Source organism: Dolichospermum sp. DET69, from assembly GCA_017355425.1.
Classification (GTDB): Bacteria; Cyanobacteriota; Cyanobacteriia; order Cyanobacteriales; family Nostocaceae; genus Dolichospermum.
The window spans coordinates 2150599-2165893 of record CP070233.1; the positions used below are offsets into that span (position 1 = coordinate 2150599).

The following is a 15295-nucleotide window of genomic DNA, read 5'->3' on the forward strand; positions in this document are numbered from 1 at the left end:
GTAAAAACAATCCTTTTAGGGGAAAATTATTAAGAAACTACGCTGGGTAAATTCTTAACCGCCGATTGGGTTCATCGCCAAAACTATCAGATTTGAGGCGATAATGTTCTACCAACTCATGCTGCATTTTTCGCACTTGGGAAGAACGGGGTAATAATTCCACAGGCTGACCTTTAGGGATGACAATTTGCTCTACAGCAAGTCGAGCTTCCTCCAAAGCGTCCATTTCATCATCACCACCGTTGTGTAGTAACAGTTGTAATTCGCGGTCGTCGCCAATATCTGGATCATCAATATTCAGTAATCGGCGTAAACTACGAGTAATTTGAGGAATTGTACTAGACTTAATTACATGGATAGGTAAATGACGGGACTTAGCCATTTGTCTTAACTTAGCGTGATTCTTGACGTGCGATCGCAAAGCCAGAATAGCATCAGCACCATCTAAGTCTTTTGTCAATATCACAGGCAAAGTTAGCACATTAATCACCTGTTCCAGTTGGTGACGACTCACCCCATAGGGGTAAATGTACAGTGGTAAATCTTCCCCATTAGGACCTGCTTGTTTGCGGCTGGTAAAATCAAAACTTTCTGAGTAATTGAAAGATTCATCCAACAACCGGTCAAATTCACTACGTCCCGTTGGTCTTTCCCTATCCAGAGATAAAGGTGGTAAAGCCACCATTTGTCCAGAAGAACGCCAACCATTCGGTTTAGCAGCTAAGAAAGAATCTTCCACATTAGCAACGTGACCATTGCCATTGCTATTACCACCATTGACTACAGCCAACTGTCTAGCAACAGCAACCTTGCCATGATCATCAACAGTTCTAGTTTGTGGGGTAGGTTGACGACCACGTAAAAGACTATCAACCGTATCAGCCACACATTCATGAACTACCCAGCGTTGCCGTTCCATCATTTCCACAGCAATCTCAAAAGTCGGTGGAGCTTTGCGTTCCAAAACCGTCTTTTGCGAACCACGCCGTCTAGCCTCATCATCTCCCAGCGTCACAGCCTGAATACCACCAACCAAATCACATAGAGTGGGATTTTTAATCAGGTTTTCAATCTGATTACCGTGAGCAGTTCCTATCAATTGCACCCCCCGTTCGGCAATTGTCCGCGCTGCTAAAGCTTCTAATTCCGTACCAATTTCATCAATGATAATGACTTCAGGCATATGGTTTTCCACAGCCTCAATCATCACTTGATGTTGTAATTCTGGTTTAGAAACTTGCATCCGTCTGGCACGACCAATAGCCGGGTGAGCAACATCACCATCCCCAGCAATTTCGTTAGATGTGTCAATAATAACCACTCGCTTATTTAACTCATCTGCCAACACACGGGCAATTTCTCTTAAAGCCGTGGTTTTACCAACACCTGGACGACCTAGCATGAGAAGTGATTGACCAGTTTCCACCAAATCGCGGATCATGGCAATTGTTCCGAATACCGCCCGGCCGACACGACAAGTTAAGCCAATAATCTTACCACTACGGTTGCGGATAGCACTGATGCGATGCAAAGTTTGCTCAATTCCTGCCCGATTATCCCCCCCAAAATTTCCCACTCGTTGAATGCAATCATCTATCTGGGCTTGAGTAACTGGTGTTTCGCTCAGATACTCCGCTACATGGGGAAACCGAGCTTCTGGACGACGGCCTAAATCCAAAACCACTTCCACTAAATTATCTCCGTTAGGATGATTCTCTAGTTTTTCTTGGAGGTCTTGGGGCAAAATGTCTAACAACTTTTGGAGATCTTCTGTCATCGTCATGGCAATAATTGGTGACTGACGTTTTTAGAGATATGGTTGGAGCGATTAGCGTGACCGCCCAGACTTAATCTGGGAAACGAGATCATGGGCAAGCCTTACAGCCTCCCACAGCAATTCCGGTTCTGCTTCTAAGCGGATGTTACTTTGACTATCAGTGTTAATTACCTCCTTACTTTCTAACTGGTCAAGAATGGGTGACAGCAATACACGGGCGTAGCTACCATAGGCAACCCCAGCGATTTTGGATTTTGGATTTTGGATTTTGGATTTTAGATTGTGTTCTTCTAATCCAAAATCTAAAATCGGCAATCCAAAATCATTGAGCAGTCCCATAGCCTTTAATTTAGGGACGGTGTAGCTATTAGTGCCACCGGCTAACTGCACATATCCCGGTAGGTTTGCTGTCAAAACTTTTTGTCCTAATTTGACTGTGGCTATGGTAGTACCATCACCAATATCACCACTCATAGAACGGCCATCTGTTTGCCAAATTAAAAACTGGGGACGGGGAACAATTAAATCATAAATTGCTTTTAAGTAATCAATTAGTCCTTCACCATCGTTACAACTGATGGCTACTAACTTTAATTTATCTGCCCAAGGTGTCATCGCTGCCCATAACCGTTGGAATTCTGCCAACCGCCCCACTTGAGTATGAATTTCTACGGCTTCTATTCCCGTTGACATAATCAATGGTACGATCTCCCTTGGGGTTGACACATAAGATTTTGTATAAATTATACGATAAGGACAGATAGGAATGCAACGGCCACAGCCATAACATTTTTGAGCAATTACTCCGGAAACATCATCTTTGGTATTGTTAAATGAAATTGCTTGGGCTGGACAAATTTTCTCACATGGTCTGGAACAATCACTAGGACAGTCCTGAGAATTAAACTCAGCTTTCCTGAAATGGGGATCTTCGCCATCATTGAGACTGACCATTAACAAAGGCAAATCACCTGTAAAGGCAAAACCTCGCTTCTGGGCATCATCTGCCAAACTTTTAGCTACTAGTAAGGCTTCTTGAGTAGCAGCAATGACCGCCGGATCTGCTGCAACATCTATACAGTCAGCACCAGCCAAAGTATAGGCCAATGTTAAGTTTCTGACCGCAGGAAGGTGTTGGAAACTGGCTCCGCAAATCAATTTGAACCAGTTGCCATGTTTTAGGGATTGTAAAGGGGTTAATAAATCAGTCACGTTTCCATTATGCAATTATTCCACTGGAAATTGCAGCCTGTGATCAGGAAAATTTAGATTTTTTTTGTTACTAGCTTTATATCAGTACAACGCGATTTTGTGAGGTCGCATCAAAATTTGGATATTTTAGGGGCAAAATTGTGGTTTAGCTACACGAATTGTCGAAAATTTTCCCGTAGCGACAGAAGAATTACCCCCTTGTTCTATTCGTCGAGATTGTCGCTGGTGGCAACAAGAAGGCAAAATTGCTTGTATGCGTTATCCGCAAGTTATTACAGATCCGCATTTAGTATAGATAAAGGCAAGGCAGAGTCTTGAGTAATTCATTCCAATACAGAGTATGGGAAAGAGAATAATGCTGATTCTGAGAATATTTACAAATATTTGTTGATATAATATAATTTTTATATCACAAATAATGCTATTTCCGTTTCATATCAGGATTCAGAGGGTGTTTGAAAAGTATTAAATAAAACCAATAATCTCCAAAAACCTAACCCCCCTTCCCCCCTTCCCTACGAGGGAAGGGGGGTTTCAAAGCCTCTCCCCGCTTCGGGGAGAGGTTTACAAGAGGGATTAATTTATACCTTGAAAACTTTTAAAACATCCTCTCAGAATTGCGATAGCGCAAGCGCTGACTTGTCAGTTCGCTATTTACCATTTTTGGTGACGTACTCCACACACTCCCTTTCAGGTGAGTGTGGGCAACGAGCGTGACTCCTAATCCGGACATTAACTGAGTAGGGGCGTATTGCAATACGCCCCTACGCCGTGCGCCCCACGGTTCTTTAGTTTTGAGATTTGTTTTTTGTTTTGTAGGCTGCATTTGGAGCATTTAATTGGACTACACCTACTCTGGTCATAATAACATAAAATCAATATTTTGTTCGTTTCGTCGCTGTAGCCTTCTTTGTTTTCGCTACGCTCAAATACAATTTGGGCTACGCAACTCAACTCACGCGCATTCATCCCACGCTCCGGTATAGTGAGACGTGGGGCTTCTGCTGATTAAGCTAAAGTTAAGAATAAAGGAATTACCAATATGAATACACTTAGAAGCAAGATAGTACAACGTTTGGAAGTTATTCCTGATGATAAGTTACAAGAAGTTATGAGCTTTTTAAATTATCTGGTGTGGCAAAACGAAAATCCTCAAACTCAAGAAGATACAGACTGGCTAGAAAGCGACTTGTCAGGCTTAGAAAACTATGAACCCTATGAATGGCAAGAAGGGGAACTACAAGAGGGTCTACCTGTTAAATTTATTGTTGAAACAGGAAAAATTAAGATAAGTATATGACAGAGCATATTTTACAAATTGGCGATGTCGTAACCGCAAAATTTCCTAGTCAACTTCCCAGTGGGAGAGAGCAAGAAGGTTTCAGACCTGCAATTATTGTAGGGCTTCCCAGTCGTTTAGGAAAACTACGGTTTCCTGTTGTTTTCGTTGTACCAATGACAACAGATCGAGGGCAAGAATGGGCTATGAACTCTCCTGAGTTATATATGCAATTTTCCGCTGGTGTAGCTGGATTAAAATCACCGTCAATAGGTCAGCAATTGATATTTTGGGTTCTGTAGCTGATTTTGGGCTATTTTGTCCATCATGACTGGGTTTCGGTCGAGTGGATAAGCCCATTTGTTTGAGAAGTCGCTTAAAGTGGCGATCGCTCACTTCAAAGCCAAATTCTTCGCATAGATGTTTCTGCAACCAGTTCACTGTCCAGCGTCGAAAAGCATAACCATAATCACGAGGATTACTGCTCACTAATTCTTTTAACCGTTCTAAATACTCGTCATTTACAGATTTAGGGCGACCAATCGGACAATCTTGCCATTGATGTGCCATCCCTGTCCGCGCTATGTGTATCCAATGTCTGGCTGTTGCCGCACAACATCCCAAAATTTGACAAATTTCTGTTTGTGTTCTTCTCTCATCTGCCAACAACATGATTTGAATCCGTTGACGGTAGGACTCAAGGCAATATTCTTGTAATTTTTTTTGTAGCAGTTGGCGCTGAAAAGGTGTTAAAAACTTACATGAAAAATTGCTTTGCTCTGTGTTACTAATTGTGTCTTGATATTTATACATAAATGGTTCAAAATCTCAACAACTAAACCAGGTAGTCATCATTTCTGCCTATCAATGAGCGCTATACAGCACTTCCCGATGTTATGAGGTACAAGAACCCCACCCCCAACCCCCTCCCCGCAAGCGATGAGGGGGCTAAGATGTACCTCATAAGAGCGGAAACCGCTGTATTTCCATGTCTTGTTTTAAGAAGTGTATTGAATTACTATTACAGGCTTAATATACTACTATGTATCAGCTATATCAATATTATTGCCAAGTTTAATCATTTTCCCCGCTTCTGTAACGGGAACTCTTGTATTCACACTCAACCTATAAAAATGATTAAATTGCGCTGTATTTACATAATTTGGCAGAGTTGCTTGGCGTTTTTGTCCAAATATTTTCTGAAAGTTCGGGTAAACTTCCCCTGAGTAGGAATCCCGCGTGGGGACTACACAACGTTGACAAGGGTTAATTGCTAAAAACTGGACATCTCCCACTTTAAAAGCGACTGTTTCCCCACTAGCAGCAAATAACCCATCTTCCCAAAATGCGGGGACACCATCAATTTCAATATTCGCACGCATTCGCCGCCGCATTTCATCAACACTGATACCAGAGAACCAGGAAGCTACTTCTGTTAAAGTTGCGGTACTAATTATGGTTGCCCCTGGTGAATCTGTATCATCAGGAAAACCCATTACGGTATTTTGCTGTAATTGCACAGGAAAACCCAAAAAATCGCTGAAAGCTGCGGCTATTTCCGGACGTTCTCTGTCTAAATGAAAAACTTGTTCTGAATTTTTACCGGGAAACTTAATCCTTATCAGCCTTTGTTCTAGAGAAAAATTTGCACGCAACAAATGGATTTTGGCATGACGCTTACCATTGACAAACCTATTTTGTGTGTCAACAAATGCAAACTCTCGGTCATACTGAAGTGCGCCACGGTCGAGAATAGTTGCCTCGTCTACTTCTATACCATCTAGTGATTTAATTGGATATAGCAGAATTTTTCCTACATACGGCATATTGGGAACTGGTAATTGGGTAATTTTCTTTCTTATTTCTCAATTTACCTGTTACCTGTTACCTCTTACCTGTTACCTGTTCCCTGTTCCCTATTTCTAACTATGGCTTTGGAGACGAATAAGCAGGAGCTTTATCAATAGCACCCATTCTATCGAGAGGCCAAAAACGAACCACAGCCCGACCAATAATATTATTACGCGGAACAACTCCCCAACAACGGCCATCAGAACTGTTAGGACGATTATCACCTAGCATTAAGTAAGAATTGGGCGGAATGATTACCGGTTGAGCTAAAAAAGGAGGCTGGAGTCCACTACTATTGCAAGCTTCCACCAATGTCCGCACTGAAGAGGATAGGTAAACATTTTCCTGTAGAGGCTTGCTGTTGATATATACTTTGCCCTCTCTCAGTTCTACTTTTTCACCAGGTAAGCCAATTAATCTTTTAATAAATGCTTCCCGTTCAGGATTATTCTGTATTTCTTGTGGTGGTAAAAATACTACTATATCTCCCCGTTCTGGGTTAGCAAATTTATACTTTACTTTATCAACAATAATTTTGTCTGCCAGCCACTGGTCTTTGACACCATGTAAGGTTGGTTCCATAGAACCAGTGGGAATCCAACGGGCTTCGGCGACAAAAGTACGAATTCCTAGAGCCAGAAAGATACTCAAGATCATCGTTTTACCTAGCTCTACTATCCAGGAATTATCGGGTTCTTGGCTAGAGTTTTTATCAGACGCTTGATTTTGCATGAAATTGTTGAAGTATGTTAACAGACTAGTACCGCAAGGCGAAAGTCAAAAGTCAAAAGTCAAAAGTCAAAAATAATATGGCGTAAGCTTTTTGGCGATTGAGAATGGTTGTTTTATTTACGCCGTGCTGTACTAGTATTGAACTCGGACAAAGAGACTTGATATTGTTAATCTTAACGAGATAGAGGAGATGACAGGTAAATAAAGTAAAAATCTAGTGTTTTTCTTTTATCAGCTACAAACATTCAGCTTTCTAGCTTACTTGAGAATAAACATTTTTAACACAAAACCAAAATTAGCGGTTCTTTGTGCAGATTAAATTTATCTTCAAGAAAAAGTTGTTAGTCATTCAATATAGCCGTATTCAATTGGCATGAGATTCAGAATTTACCCCAAAAGCCTGATGATAAGCAGGGACTTTGACTCGGTGACTCCTTCTTTCTGGCTCGGTGACTCGGTGACTCCTTCTTTCTTCCTCCTGACTCGGTGACTCCTGACTCGGTGACTCCTGACTCGGTGACTCCTGACTCGGTGACTCCTGCTATATTAGTTCCTTTATAGTTGTAAAAAATATAGACAAATATCTTTTACTTTGAAAGTGTTACCAATACTTTAGGAAACTACAATCCCCTTTATCCCATCAGATTTCATCATTAGGGATTGCTTTTATGGTTTTTTGCATTTTATTCTCTGATTGATTATCTCGATCTGATGTGATTTACTTTTTAGTTCCTATAGATTCGGATTGTTTACCGACTTCGCACGCCAAAAGGACTCTCACCCAACATTCAGATGTCTTCGACTCTTGAGAATATAGTCTTATTTTATAGGCAATTTATCATGAATGATAATTTCTATAAAATTACTAGAGTTTTACTAATAATTTTAAGACATTTGTCTATATTTAGCAATCTTTGTCTATAAAATCAGAGAAGTTTACCAATACTTAAAACTCTTAAATCCATGTCAACTCCACAAAGTTTACTAATTCGCCACGCTGAAATTATATTACCCAATGGTGAGTCAATGATTGGGGATGTGTTGACCCAGGGAAGGCAAATAGTCCAAGTAGGGCAAGAAATTACCAACGCCACAGCCACCCATGAGATTGACGCACAAGGGTTAACTTTGTTGCCGGGCGTAATTGACCCCCAAGTGCATTTCCGCGAACCAGGATTAGAATACAAGGAAGATTTGTTTACTGCCAGTTGTGCTTGCGCTAAGGGGGGAGTGACATCCTTTCTGGAAATGCCCAATACAAGACCTTTAACCATTAACCAGGCAGCCTTAGATGATAAGTTACAACGGGCTGCCAATAAGTGTTTAGTTAATTATGGCTTTTTTATTGGGGCTACGGCCGATAATTTACCAGATTTACTTTCTGCCCAACCGACTCCAGGAATTAAGATTTTTATGGGGTCAATGCACGGACAGTTGTTGGTAAACCAGGATGAGGCACTAGAGGCGATTTTTGCCCAGGGAACTCGTTTAATTGCCGTTCACGCGGAAGACCAAGCTAGAATTAATCAACGAAAACAGGAGTTTGCGGGTATTGAAGATCCTGCGGTTCATTCCCAAATTCAAGATAATCAAGCGGCTTTATTAGCGACTCAATTAGCATTAAAGCTTTCTAAAAAATATCAACGCCGATTACATATTCTGCATATGTCAACGGCAGAGGAAGCGGACTTACTACGTCAGGATAAACCTAGTTGGGTGACAGCGGAGGTAACACCACAACATTTACTCTTGAATACTAATGCTTATAAAACTATTGGTACTTTAGCGCAAATGAATCCACCATTGCGATCGCCCCATGATAATGAAGTTCTCTGGCAAGCTTTACGGGATGGTATCATTGATTTCATTGCTACTGACCACGCCCCCCACACTTTGGCAGAAAAAGCGCAAACTTACCCGAATACTCCTTCAGGAATGCCCGGTGTCGAAACTTCTCTACCTTTAATGTTAACGGCTGCTATGGAAGGAAAATGTACAGTTGCCCAAGTGGTGCAATGGATGTCTAAAGCTGTAGCTGTAGCTTATGGTATTGCCAACAAAGGAGAAATTACCCCTGGTTACGATGCCGATTTAGTTTTGGTAGATTTAAAAAATTACCGTGAAGTTAAACGGGAAGAAGTTTTAAGCAAGTGTGGTTGGAATTCTTTTGAAGGTTGGAATTTAACGGGTTGGCCTGTCACAACAATTGTCGGCGGTGAAATTGTCTATGAAAAAGGTCAAGTAAATACCCAAGTTCGCGGACAAGCTTTAACTTTTAGGGAATAGGGAATTGGGAATAGGGAATTGGGAAATATTACCTAATTATCAATGACTGGGCGCAATTATCAATGACTGGGCGCAATTATCAATGGCTGGGCGCAATTATCAATGACTGGGCGCAATTATCAATGACTGGGCGCAATTATCAATGACTGGGCGCAGGCCCTGCGCCCCTACTGATGACTTCCGTAATTTCGGCTTGACGAGCGCCATTTTCACCATAGTTTAAACATATCTTTAAATAACTATTTGGTAGATAGGGCATTCGTTCAGCCCACTCAATTGCTACAATTCCCGGTATTACTTCTATTCCTTCCCAGTAGCTTTCTAGGTTCAAACCTATAACTTCTTGAGATTCTAGACGGTATAAATCTAGATGGTAAAGGGGAATGCGTCCTTCTGTGTACTCATTAATCAGAGTAAAAGTAGGACTGACTATAGAGTCAATAATCCCCAAACCTTTACCAATACCTTGCACTAAAGTAGTTTTACCAGCACCTAAATCACCTTCTAGTAAAATCACAGTACCAGCATTCAAAGTTTGCCCAAGGGTAATACCTAATTGCTGTGTCGCTTCCATGTCAGGAAGAAAAATTTTAGTCAGTAGGGGCGCAGGGCCTGCGCCCATCTCCATCTGCGCCCACCTGCGCCCAGTTATTAGATAATATTTTTCCATTACCAATTACCAATCCCCATTACTTTCCGTGATGCGCCCTACTGTACCATTTCAATAGAACCAGTAGGGGCGCAGGGCCTGCGCCCAGTTATTAGATAATATTTTCCCATTAGAGAACTCCACAAAAAAAATGAACTGCTTGCAGCAGCGCTTCGCTATCCAATGGTATCTGGTCCCTCCTTGTATTATTAGGGGACTTTTCGGCCCGCACTACAAGAAATTTTGGGATATTTTTTAAATTGGAAGTCTCTTACCAATTACCAATCCCCATTACTTTCCGTGATGCGCCCCACTGTACCATTTCAATAAAACCTTAGCTAGTTTCTGTGGGTCATGGCGAACAGCACCATTTTCATCTTCAAATAAAATATTAGCAGGAACTATTCGCCGTCCTAACTTGGTGACAGATTCTCTGTCTAAAAAAACTGGATGGGCATTTTGTTGGGCATAACGGATAAGTGCTTGGGCTGAAGGTGTTTTTTTATGAACTAAGACAGCATTAAATAACCTTCTATTGCCACAAGCATCATCTATGGCTTGAATATGTTCAGCAACACTATATCCATCTGTTTCTCCTGGCTGAGTCATGATATTGCAGATATAGACACTAGGTACATCAGTAGCGGCGATCGCATCGGCAATTTCTTGAACTAACAAATTAGGAATTAAACTAGTGTAAAGACTACCCGGACCAATAATAATGTAATCAGCTTCTTTAATGGCTTTAATTGCGGCAGGTAATGCTGGGGGATTTTCAGGAATACAGCCAATTTTCACAATTTTTCCCGCAGCTTTGGGAATATTAGACTCACCCTCAATGCGGCGGCCATCTGTCAATTCTGCCCAGAGACGCACATCGCTAAGAGTAGCAGGGAGAACTTGTCCCCTCACCGCTAATACCTTAGAACTAGCAGCGATCGCTTGTTCCAAATCTCCAGTAATATCAGTCATGGCAGTTAAAAACAAATTACCAAAACTGTGACCGGTTAAACCATCTCCTGCCCGAAAGCGATATTGAAATAATTCTGTCAGTAATTTTTCTTCATCTGCTAGTGCTGCTAAACAATTGCGGATATCTCCAGGTGGTAAAACCCCAAATTCTTCCCGTAACCTGCCAGAAGAACCGCCATCATCTGCTACGGTAACAATAGCGGTAATATTAGCACTGTAGGTTTTTAAACCTCTCAGTAGAGTTGAAAGTCCAGTTCCACCACCCAGAACCACAATTTTGGGACCACGGTATAAGCGACGATGTGCTAAGAGGACATCTATCAATTCCTCATCATCACCTATAGGTCTTAGCACCTCCGTAATTGAACCTAGAGTTCGGGATTGTCCCCACAGCACCAACAGGACACCGGAGACAAGGAGTATGGGACCACTGATATAGTTGGGTAGAATGTCCGCAAGGAATCCAAAAAGACCTTTCAGTAATTCTAGTATCCAAAAAATGGGGGTTAATTTTACCCAAATAGCCAACCCTAAGCTGGCCAATACAATACCCCCAAAACTGATTAGTAACCACCGTTTTACAGCCAATCCAGGGGATAACCATTTGAACCATTGGTGAACCCGATGGGAAGTGCGACTGTGCGACTGTAGTTGTAGCGAATTAATAGCTTGTTTTATAAAACCGATGAACATACCTAAAAGGGGAAATTGGTACAAACAATATTTAACAGAAACTTTACACTACCTGCATTGAAGACTAAGGAAAACCCGTAAGATTTATTTATTCCTTTATATTTTGATGCCTGATACCCATTACAGAAGATTTCATGAAAAAGCGAATTTTAGGAATAGATCCAGGACTAGCAATTGTCGGATTTGGGGCAATTAATTGGCAAAAAAGTGAAGATAAAGGACAAGAAACAACGGTGCAGATGGTAGATTTTGGTGTAATTCGCACCTCTTCTGATACAGAAATGACACAGCGACTATGTATTTTATTTGACGATTTACACACGCTGATGGAGGAACTAAAGCCAGATTTAGTAGCAATTGAAAAATTATTTTTCTATCGCATGGCAAATACTATTATTGTGGCACAGGCCAGAGGTGTACTGATGTTAGTTTTAGGACAGCGTAAATTGCCTTATGTAGAATTTGCACCTCCTCAAATTAAGCAAGCTTTAACGAATTATGGTAAAGCAGATAAGGCAGAAGTGCAAGAGGCAGTGATGCGGGAGTTAGATTTAGATGAAATTCCTAAGCCAGATGATGCAGCCGATGCTTTAGCGGTAGCACTAACAGCTTCGTTTCAGTTATGAGAATAATATAAAATTGTGACTATAGCCTGATAAGAAATTAAAGGATTTACATACATGAGTGCCTTGGGTTATATTATACTCACCCAAAACTTTTAAAATATCCTCTTAAACCCATTTAAAAAATTTAGCATTATCTTCACAAGGGCAACAAATTGTAGAGCAAGCTGGTTTTACTCCTGTACAATGAGGGCGGGGAAACCCCTACAGAGTTTTTAATTTAATAACTGTATCTCATCTAAGTGTATACCGCTATAGCCTATTCGTAAGCATAGACCGGAATAGAAGTATTCCCAACTTCTCACATTAACTTATCGTTTATTTATAAGATAAAAAAAGAGGTTAGGACTCATATTTCTAGATCAAACACTGAAATCATTACCATCTTGCTGATTTACAGCTAATCGCAAAATAGATAAACCTAAGATAATTAAAAATAGCACCAAACCAATAGTACAAGCATAGCTAATTTCTAAATTACCAAATGCTTGTTCATACAAATAATAAACAATTGTCTTAGAACTATTGAGTGGTCCCCCTTGAGTCATAATATAAACTTCTTCAAAAACCTTAGTTGCCGAAATTGCCGAAATTACAGATACTAAAGCTAAATAAGGTTTCATTAACGGTAAGGTAATATCCCAATGTTTACGAATACTGTCTGAACCATCAATAGCAGCAGCTTCATAAATATCAGCGGGAATGGCTTGTAATCCAGCTAAATAAATAACCATGTAGTAGCCTAAGCCTTTCCAAATCGTTACAGCCATAATACTAGCTAAGGAAATGGGAACAATTCCCAATATTTTATCAGGACTTGTTAACCAGGGAATTCCGTCGGGAAAAATTCCCAAAGTTTTGAGAATTTGGTTAAGTAATCCGTTTTCTGCATATAACCATTTCCAAGCTATCCCAGCGACTACCATAGAAATAACAACAGGAGTATAGTATGCTGTTCTAAACCAATTCATTCCCCGGACTTTTTGATTGACTAAAATTGCTAAAAGTAAGGGTAAAAATACTAAAATTGGCACAACACCAATCAGATAAAGAAATGTATTTTGTAAAGTTTGCCAAAAAACAGCATCTTTCGATAGACGCAGAAAATTTTTCAAGCCAATCCATTGCGGAGGATCTCCTATATTTTCATAGTTAGTAAAACTGAGATAAAAGGCTTGTATTGCTGGCCAAAAAACAGTGAGTGTTAAAATAATTAAGGCAGGTAATAAAAACACATAAGGAGTTATTCTCTGTTGAATTAAAATCCATCGTTTTGATGTTAATTGAGACATATATTTGAAGATAAAGCTCTGGCGACTATATATAGTATCCTATTTCCGAGTCTATATAAGCTAATCAGCATTTAAGTTGCATAAAATGGGCGGGCAAGATGCCCACCCCACAAGAGTTATGTTTAATTCGATTATGCAAATTAGAGTTCTTTAGATTAGGACTCATATTTAATTTTTGATGGCTTGCGTAATGTGGCATATACGTAGGGTGGGCAATGCCCACCTTATCTTACAGCGGTTTGCGCTCTTATGAGTTACATCTTAGCCCCCTCCCCGCAAGCGGGGAGGGGGTTGGGGGTGGGGTTCATGTACCTCCTAACATCGGGAAGTGCTGTATGAGGGAGAAAAAATTTAAGTCTTATTCAAAAAATACAGATTTATTTTACCTTGATAATCTAATTTTTTCTGAGTAAATTGGGAATTGGTTAAATAGTCCTCTTCCCTATTCCTGAACAAAATTATGATTCTGGTTCTACTGTTTCATGGGTACTAATTTTCACCTGTTCTAATAAGCGAGGCATCCAAGGTAAAGCCAGAAAAATTCCTGATAAAACTAATAGAAATACAGAAAGTCCAAAAAGTTGATCGCGGGAAATTTCTAATACACCACGTAAAATTACCTCTCGTAAAGCCGAAACAATGGTAATTTCTACTGCTGCACCTACGGATATACTGCGTTCTTGGAGGTAATCAACTAACAAACGAAACAGTTCTACTAGTATCAAAATAAACAAAATATCAGATGTTACTTGCCGTAAATCTAATGGATGTAAAAATGACAAAAACATATCCCCTAATCGAATGAGCATGACACAAAATAAACTCACGCACAGGGAAATAACAATAATATCCTGAAAAAGTTCTAAGTTACGGACAATTCTATCTCGTTTAAACCAATTATTGACTTCTATAATTATCCGCTGTGGCATGGTATTTCCCAAAAAGATAAATACATCTATCTTTAACAATTAACCATTAAACCAATTTAAATAAAGTGAACAGGGAACAAGAACTGAGCAAGCCCCATTTAATTGGGTCTAACTAATGACAAAAAATAAAGCATGAAACTCATTAATTTTCGTTTCATGCTTTATTTATTTAAACTCCCCAGGCCGGATTCGAACCAGCGACCAATCGATTAACAGTCGATCGCTCTACCACTGAGCTACTGAGGAACGCTTTTCACTTTAGTCATAATAAACCAAAATCCAAATTAATGCAAGGGGTTTTGGGAAAATTTTTTAACTTTTTTTGGCTACTGCTGAAAATCTCTAACTTTAAATACCCCAAACCCTTTCCAGCAGCTATATTCAGAGATTTATGGATTGGAGAATTTATAACCCCATGCGTAATTCCGTTAGCCGTTGTCTGGCTTTAGCATCAATCCCATTCATCAGAAATCTACTTTTAGGTTGTTTTTGCGACTGATACCTATGGCGCATTCGACAAACCGTAGTTTCTACTTCTCCGCATAGTTGATGCGCTGATAACCATTCAGCACCATAACCCATAACTGTTAACTGCTGCGCCCGATCTGATGTAGCGACAATCATGCGAGAAATTAAAGATTGGGCTATTTGCTGACGGAGAGACGCACAGGTTTTTTCTATATATGTGTCTGCGGTCTGGCCAAAATCTGTAAAATGTACCGTTAAGAATTCTGTAATAGTTTCTCTATTACTAGGAGTGTTTTGATATTGAGCATCAAACACCACTTGAGTTTCATAACCTTGGAAAGCACTATAATTAGTCATTGCTTCCACCAACTCACCCCGTGCAGCCTCCAGTCCGGCATAATCACGGGTTTTTATCAAGCAAGGCCAAGCGCCTATAATATTGTAGCCGTCTACTAAGAGAACGGCCGGGACTGTAGAACGAGACATGGTTTTTAATCACAATTATCTAGAGTTAACAAAAATCATTCATAAG

General features: G+C 40.3%; 14 protein-coding genes and 1 tRNA gene. 4 read left to right on the forward strand and 11 right to left on the reverse strand.

Going from position 1 to position 15295, the window contains the following annotated elements; all coding sequences use genetic code 11:
* Positions 1–37: 37 nt before the first annotated feature.
* Both EZY12_09970 and EZY12_09975 read right to left on the reverse strand, forming a co-directional pair.
* Positions 38–1783, reverse strand: coding sequence for an AAA family ATPase (locus tag EZY12_09970; protein ID QSX69867.1), 1746 nt, complete (start codon positions 1781–1783; stop codon positions 38–40).
* A 45-nt stretch (positions 1784–1828) separates the two neighbouring features.
* A complete protein-coding gene (locus EZY12_09975; protein ID QSX69868.1) occupies positions 1829–2989 on the reverse strand; it encodes a 4Fe-4S ferredoxin in 1161 nt (386 codons plus the stop codon).
* 1042 nt (positions 2990–4031) lie between these two features.
* On the opposite strand from EZY12_09975, the gene EZY12_09980 reads away from it, so the two are divergent.
* Together EZY12_09980 and EZY12_09985 are read left to right on the forward strand one after the other, a co-directional pair.
* Positions 4032–4289 (forward strand): hypothetical protein, encoded by a 258-nt coding sequence (locus EZY12_09980; GenBank protein ID QSX69869.1) that lies wholly within the window; start codon positions 4032–4034, stop codon positions 4287–4289.
* Positions 4286–4570: a type II toxin-antitoxin system PemK/MazF family toxin gene (locus tag EZY12_09985; GenBank protein ID QSX69870.1), complete on the forward strand. Its 285-nt coding sequence runs from the start codon at positions 4286–4288 to the stop codon at positions 4568–4570. The genes EZY12_09980 and EZY12_09985 overlap by 4 nt, the downstream gene beginning before the upstream one ends.
* Here the strand turns inward: EZY12_09985 and EZY12_09990 are convergent.
* The 3 genes from EZY12_09990 to lepB form a co-directional block, all read right to left on the reverse strand.
* Positions 4473–5081, reverse strand: coding sequence for a helix-turn-helix domain-containing protein (locus EZY12_09990; protein QSX69871.1), 609 nt, complete (start codon positions 5079–5081; stop codon positions 4473–4475). The two genes, EZY12_09985 and EZY12_09990, sit on opposite strands and share 98 nt — an antisense overlap.
* A gap of 227 nt (positions 5082–5308) precedes the next feature.
* On the reverse strand, positions 5309–6094 hold the full coding sequence (locus EZY12_09995) for an MOSC N-terminal beta barrel domain-containing protein (GenBank protein QSX69872.1): 786 nt from the start codon (positions 6092–6094) through the stop codon (positions 5309–5311).
* A 100-nt stretch (positions 6095–6194) separates the two neighbouring features.
* Positions 6195–6851: a signal peptidase I gene (gene lepB, locus EZY12_10000; protein ID QSX69873.1), complete on the reverse strand. Its 657-nt coding sequence runs from the start codon at positions 6849–6851 to the stop codon at positions 6195–6197.
* Positions 6852–7814: 963 nt separating this feature from the next.
* Between lepB and EZY12_10005 the strand changes: the two genes are divergently transcribed.
* Positions 7815–9137, forward strand: a complete 1323-nt coding sequence (locus EZY12_10005; GenBank protein QSX69874.1) for a dihydroorotase — start codon at positions 7815–7817, stop codon at positions 9135–9137.
* 139 nt (positions 9138–9276) lie between these two features.
* Here EZY12_10005 and tsaE read toward each other — a convergent pair whose 3' ends face one another.
* Both tsaE and EZY12_10015 read right to left on the reverse strand, forming a co-directional pair.
* Entirely contained in the window at positions 9277–9759 is a 483-nt protein-coding gene (gene tsaE, locus EZY12_10010; GenBank protein QSX70611.1) for a tRNA (adenosine(37)-N6)-threonylcarbamoyltransferase complex ATPase subunit type 1 TsaE, read from the reverse strand.
* 318 nt (positions 9760–10077) lie between these two features.
* On the reverse strand, positions 10078–11451 hold the full coding sequence (locus EZY12_10015) for a YvcK family protein (protein ID QSX69875.1): 1374 nt from the start codon (positions 11449–11451) through the stop codon (positions 10078–10080).
* Positions 11452–11585: 134 nt separating this feature from the next.
* Here EZY12_10015 and ruvC point away from each other — a divergent pair, with 134 nt between their 5' ends.
* On the forward strand, positions 11586–12077 hold the full coding sequence (gene ruvC / locus EZY12_10020; GenBank protein QSX69876.1) for a crossover junction endodeoxyribonuclease RuvC: 492 nt from the start codon (positions 11586–11588) through the stop codon (positions 12075–12077).
* Between the two features lie 359 nt (positions 12078–12436).
* Here ruvC and EZY12_10025 read toward each other — a convergent pair whose 3' ends face one another.
* From EZY12_10025 to EZY12_10040, 4 genes are all read right to left on the reverse strand, one after another.
* On the reverse strand, positions 12437–13366 hold the full coding sequence (locus EZY12_10025; GenBank protein QSX69877.1) for a sugar ABC transporter permease: 930 nt from the start codon (positions 13364–13366) through the stop codon (positions 12437–12439).
* Between the two features lie 458 nt (positions 13367–13824).
* Positions 13825–14295, reverse strand: a complete 471-nt coding sequence (locus EZY12_10030) for a phosphate-starvation-inducible PsiE family protein (protein ID QSX69878.1) — start codon at positions 14293–14295, stop codon at positions 13825–13827.
* A 174-nt stretch (positions 14296–14469) separates the two neighbouring features.
* Positions 14470–14541: transfer RNA gene (locus EZY12_10035), tRNA-Asn, on the reverse strand.
* A gap of 159 nt (positions 14542–14700) precedes the next feature.
* Positions 14701–15249, reverse strand: a complete 549-nt coding sequence (locus tag EZY12_10040) for an NYN domain-containing protein (protein QSX69879.1) — start codon at positions 15247–15249, stop codon at positions 14701–14703.
* Between the last annotated feature and the right edge of the window lie 46 nt (positions 15250–15295).

What these genes read in the sequence shown, in the direction of transcription:
- EZY12_10030 (QSX69878.1), bottom strand. Translation starts at nt 14,295, where the DNA reads ATGCCACAGCGGATAATTATAGAAGTCAATAATTGGTTTAAACGAGAT.
- tsaE (QSX70611.1), bottom strand. Translation starts at nt 9,759, where the DNA reads ATGGGCGCAGGCCCTGCGCCCCTACTGACTAAAATTTTTCTTCCTGAC.
- EZY12_09970 (QSX69867.1), bottom strand. Translation starts at nt 1,783, where the DNA reads ATGACGATGACAGAAGATCTCCAAAAGTTGTTAGACATTTTGCCCCAA.
- EZY12_10040 (QSX69879.1), bottom strand. Translation starts at nt 15,249, where the DNA reads ATGTCTCGTTCTACAGTCCCGGCCGTTCTCTTAGTAGACGGCTACAAT.
- EZY12_09985 (QSX69870.1), top strand. Translation starts at nt 4,286, where the DNA reads ATGACAGAGCATATTTTACAAATTGGCGATGTCGTAACCGCAAAATTT.
- EZY12_09980 (QSX69869.1), top strand. Translation starts at nt 4,032, where the DNA reads ATGAATACACTTAGAAGCAAGATAGTACAACGTTTGGAAGTTATTCCT.
- EZY12_09995 (QSX69872.1), bottom strand. Translation starts at nt 6,094, where the DNA reads ATGCCGTATGTAGGAAAAATTCTGCTATATCCAATTAAATCACTAGAT.
- EZY12_10005 (QSX69874.1), top strand. Translation starts at nt 7,815, where the DNA reads ATGTCAACTCCACAAAGTTTACTAATTCGCCACGCTGAAATTATATTA.
- ruvC (QSX69876.1), top strand. Translation starts at nt 11,586, where the DNA reads ATGAAAAAGCGAATTTTAGGAATAGATCCAGGACTAGCAATTGTCGGA.
- EZY12_10025 (QSX69877.1), bottom strand. Translation starts at nt 13,366, where the DNA reads ATGTCTCAATTAACATCAAAACGATGGATTTTAATTCAACAGAGAATA.
- EZY12_10015 (QSX69875.1), bottom strand. Translation starts at nt 11,451, where the DNA reads ATGTTCATCGGTTTTATAAAACAAGCTATTAATTCGCTACAACTACAG.
- lepB (QSX69873.1), bottom strand. Translation starts at nt 6,851, where the DNA reads ATGCAAAATCAAGCGTCTGATAAAAACTCTAGCCAAGAACCCGATAAT.
- EZY12_09990 (QSX69871.1), bottom strand. Translation starts at nt 5,081, where the DNA reads ATGTATAAATATCAAGACACAATTAGTAACACAGAGCAAAGCAATTTT.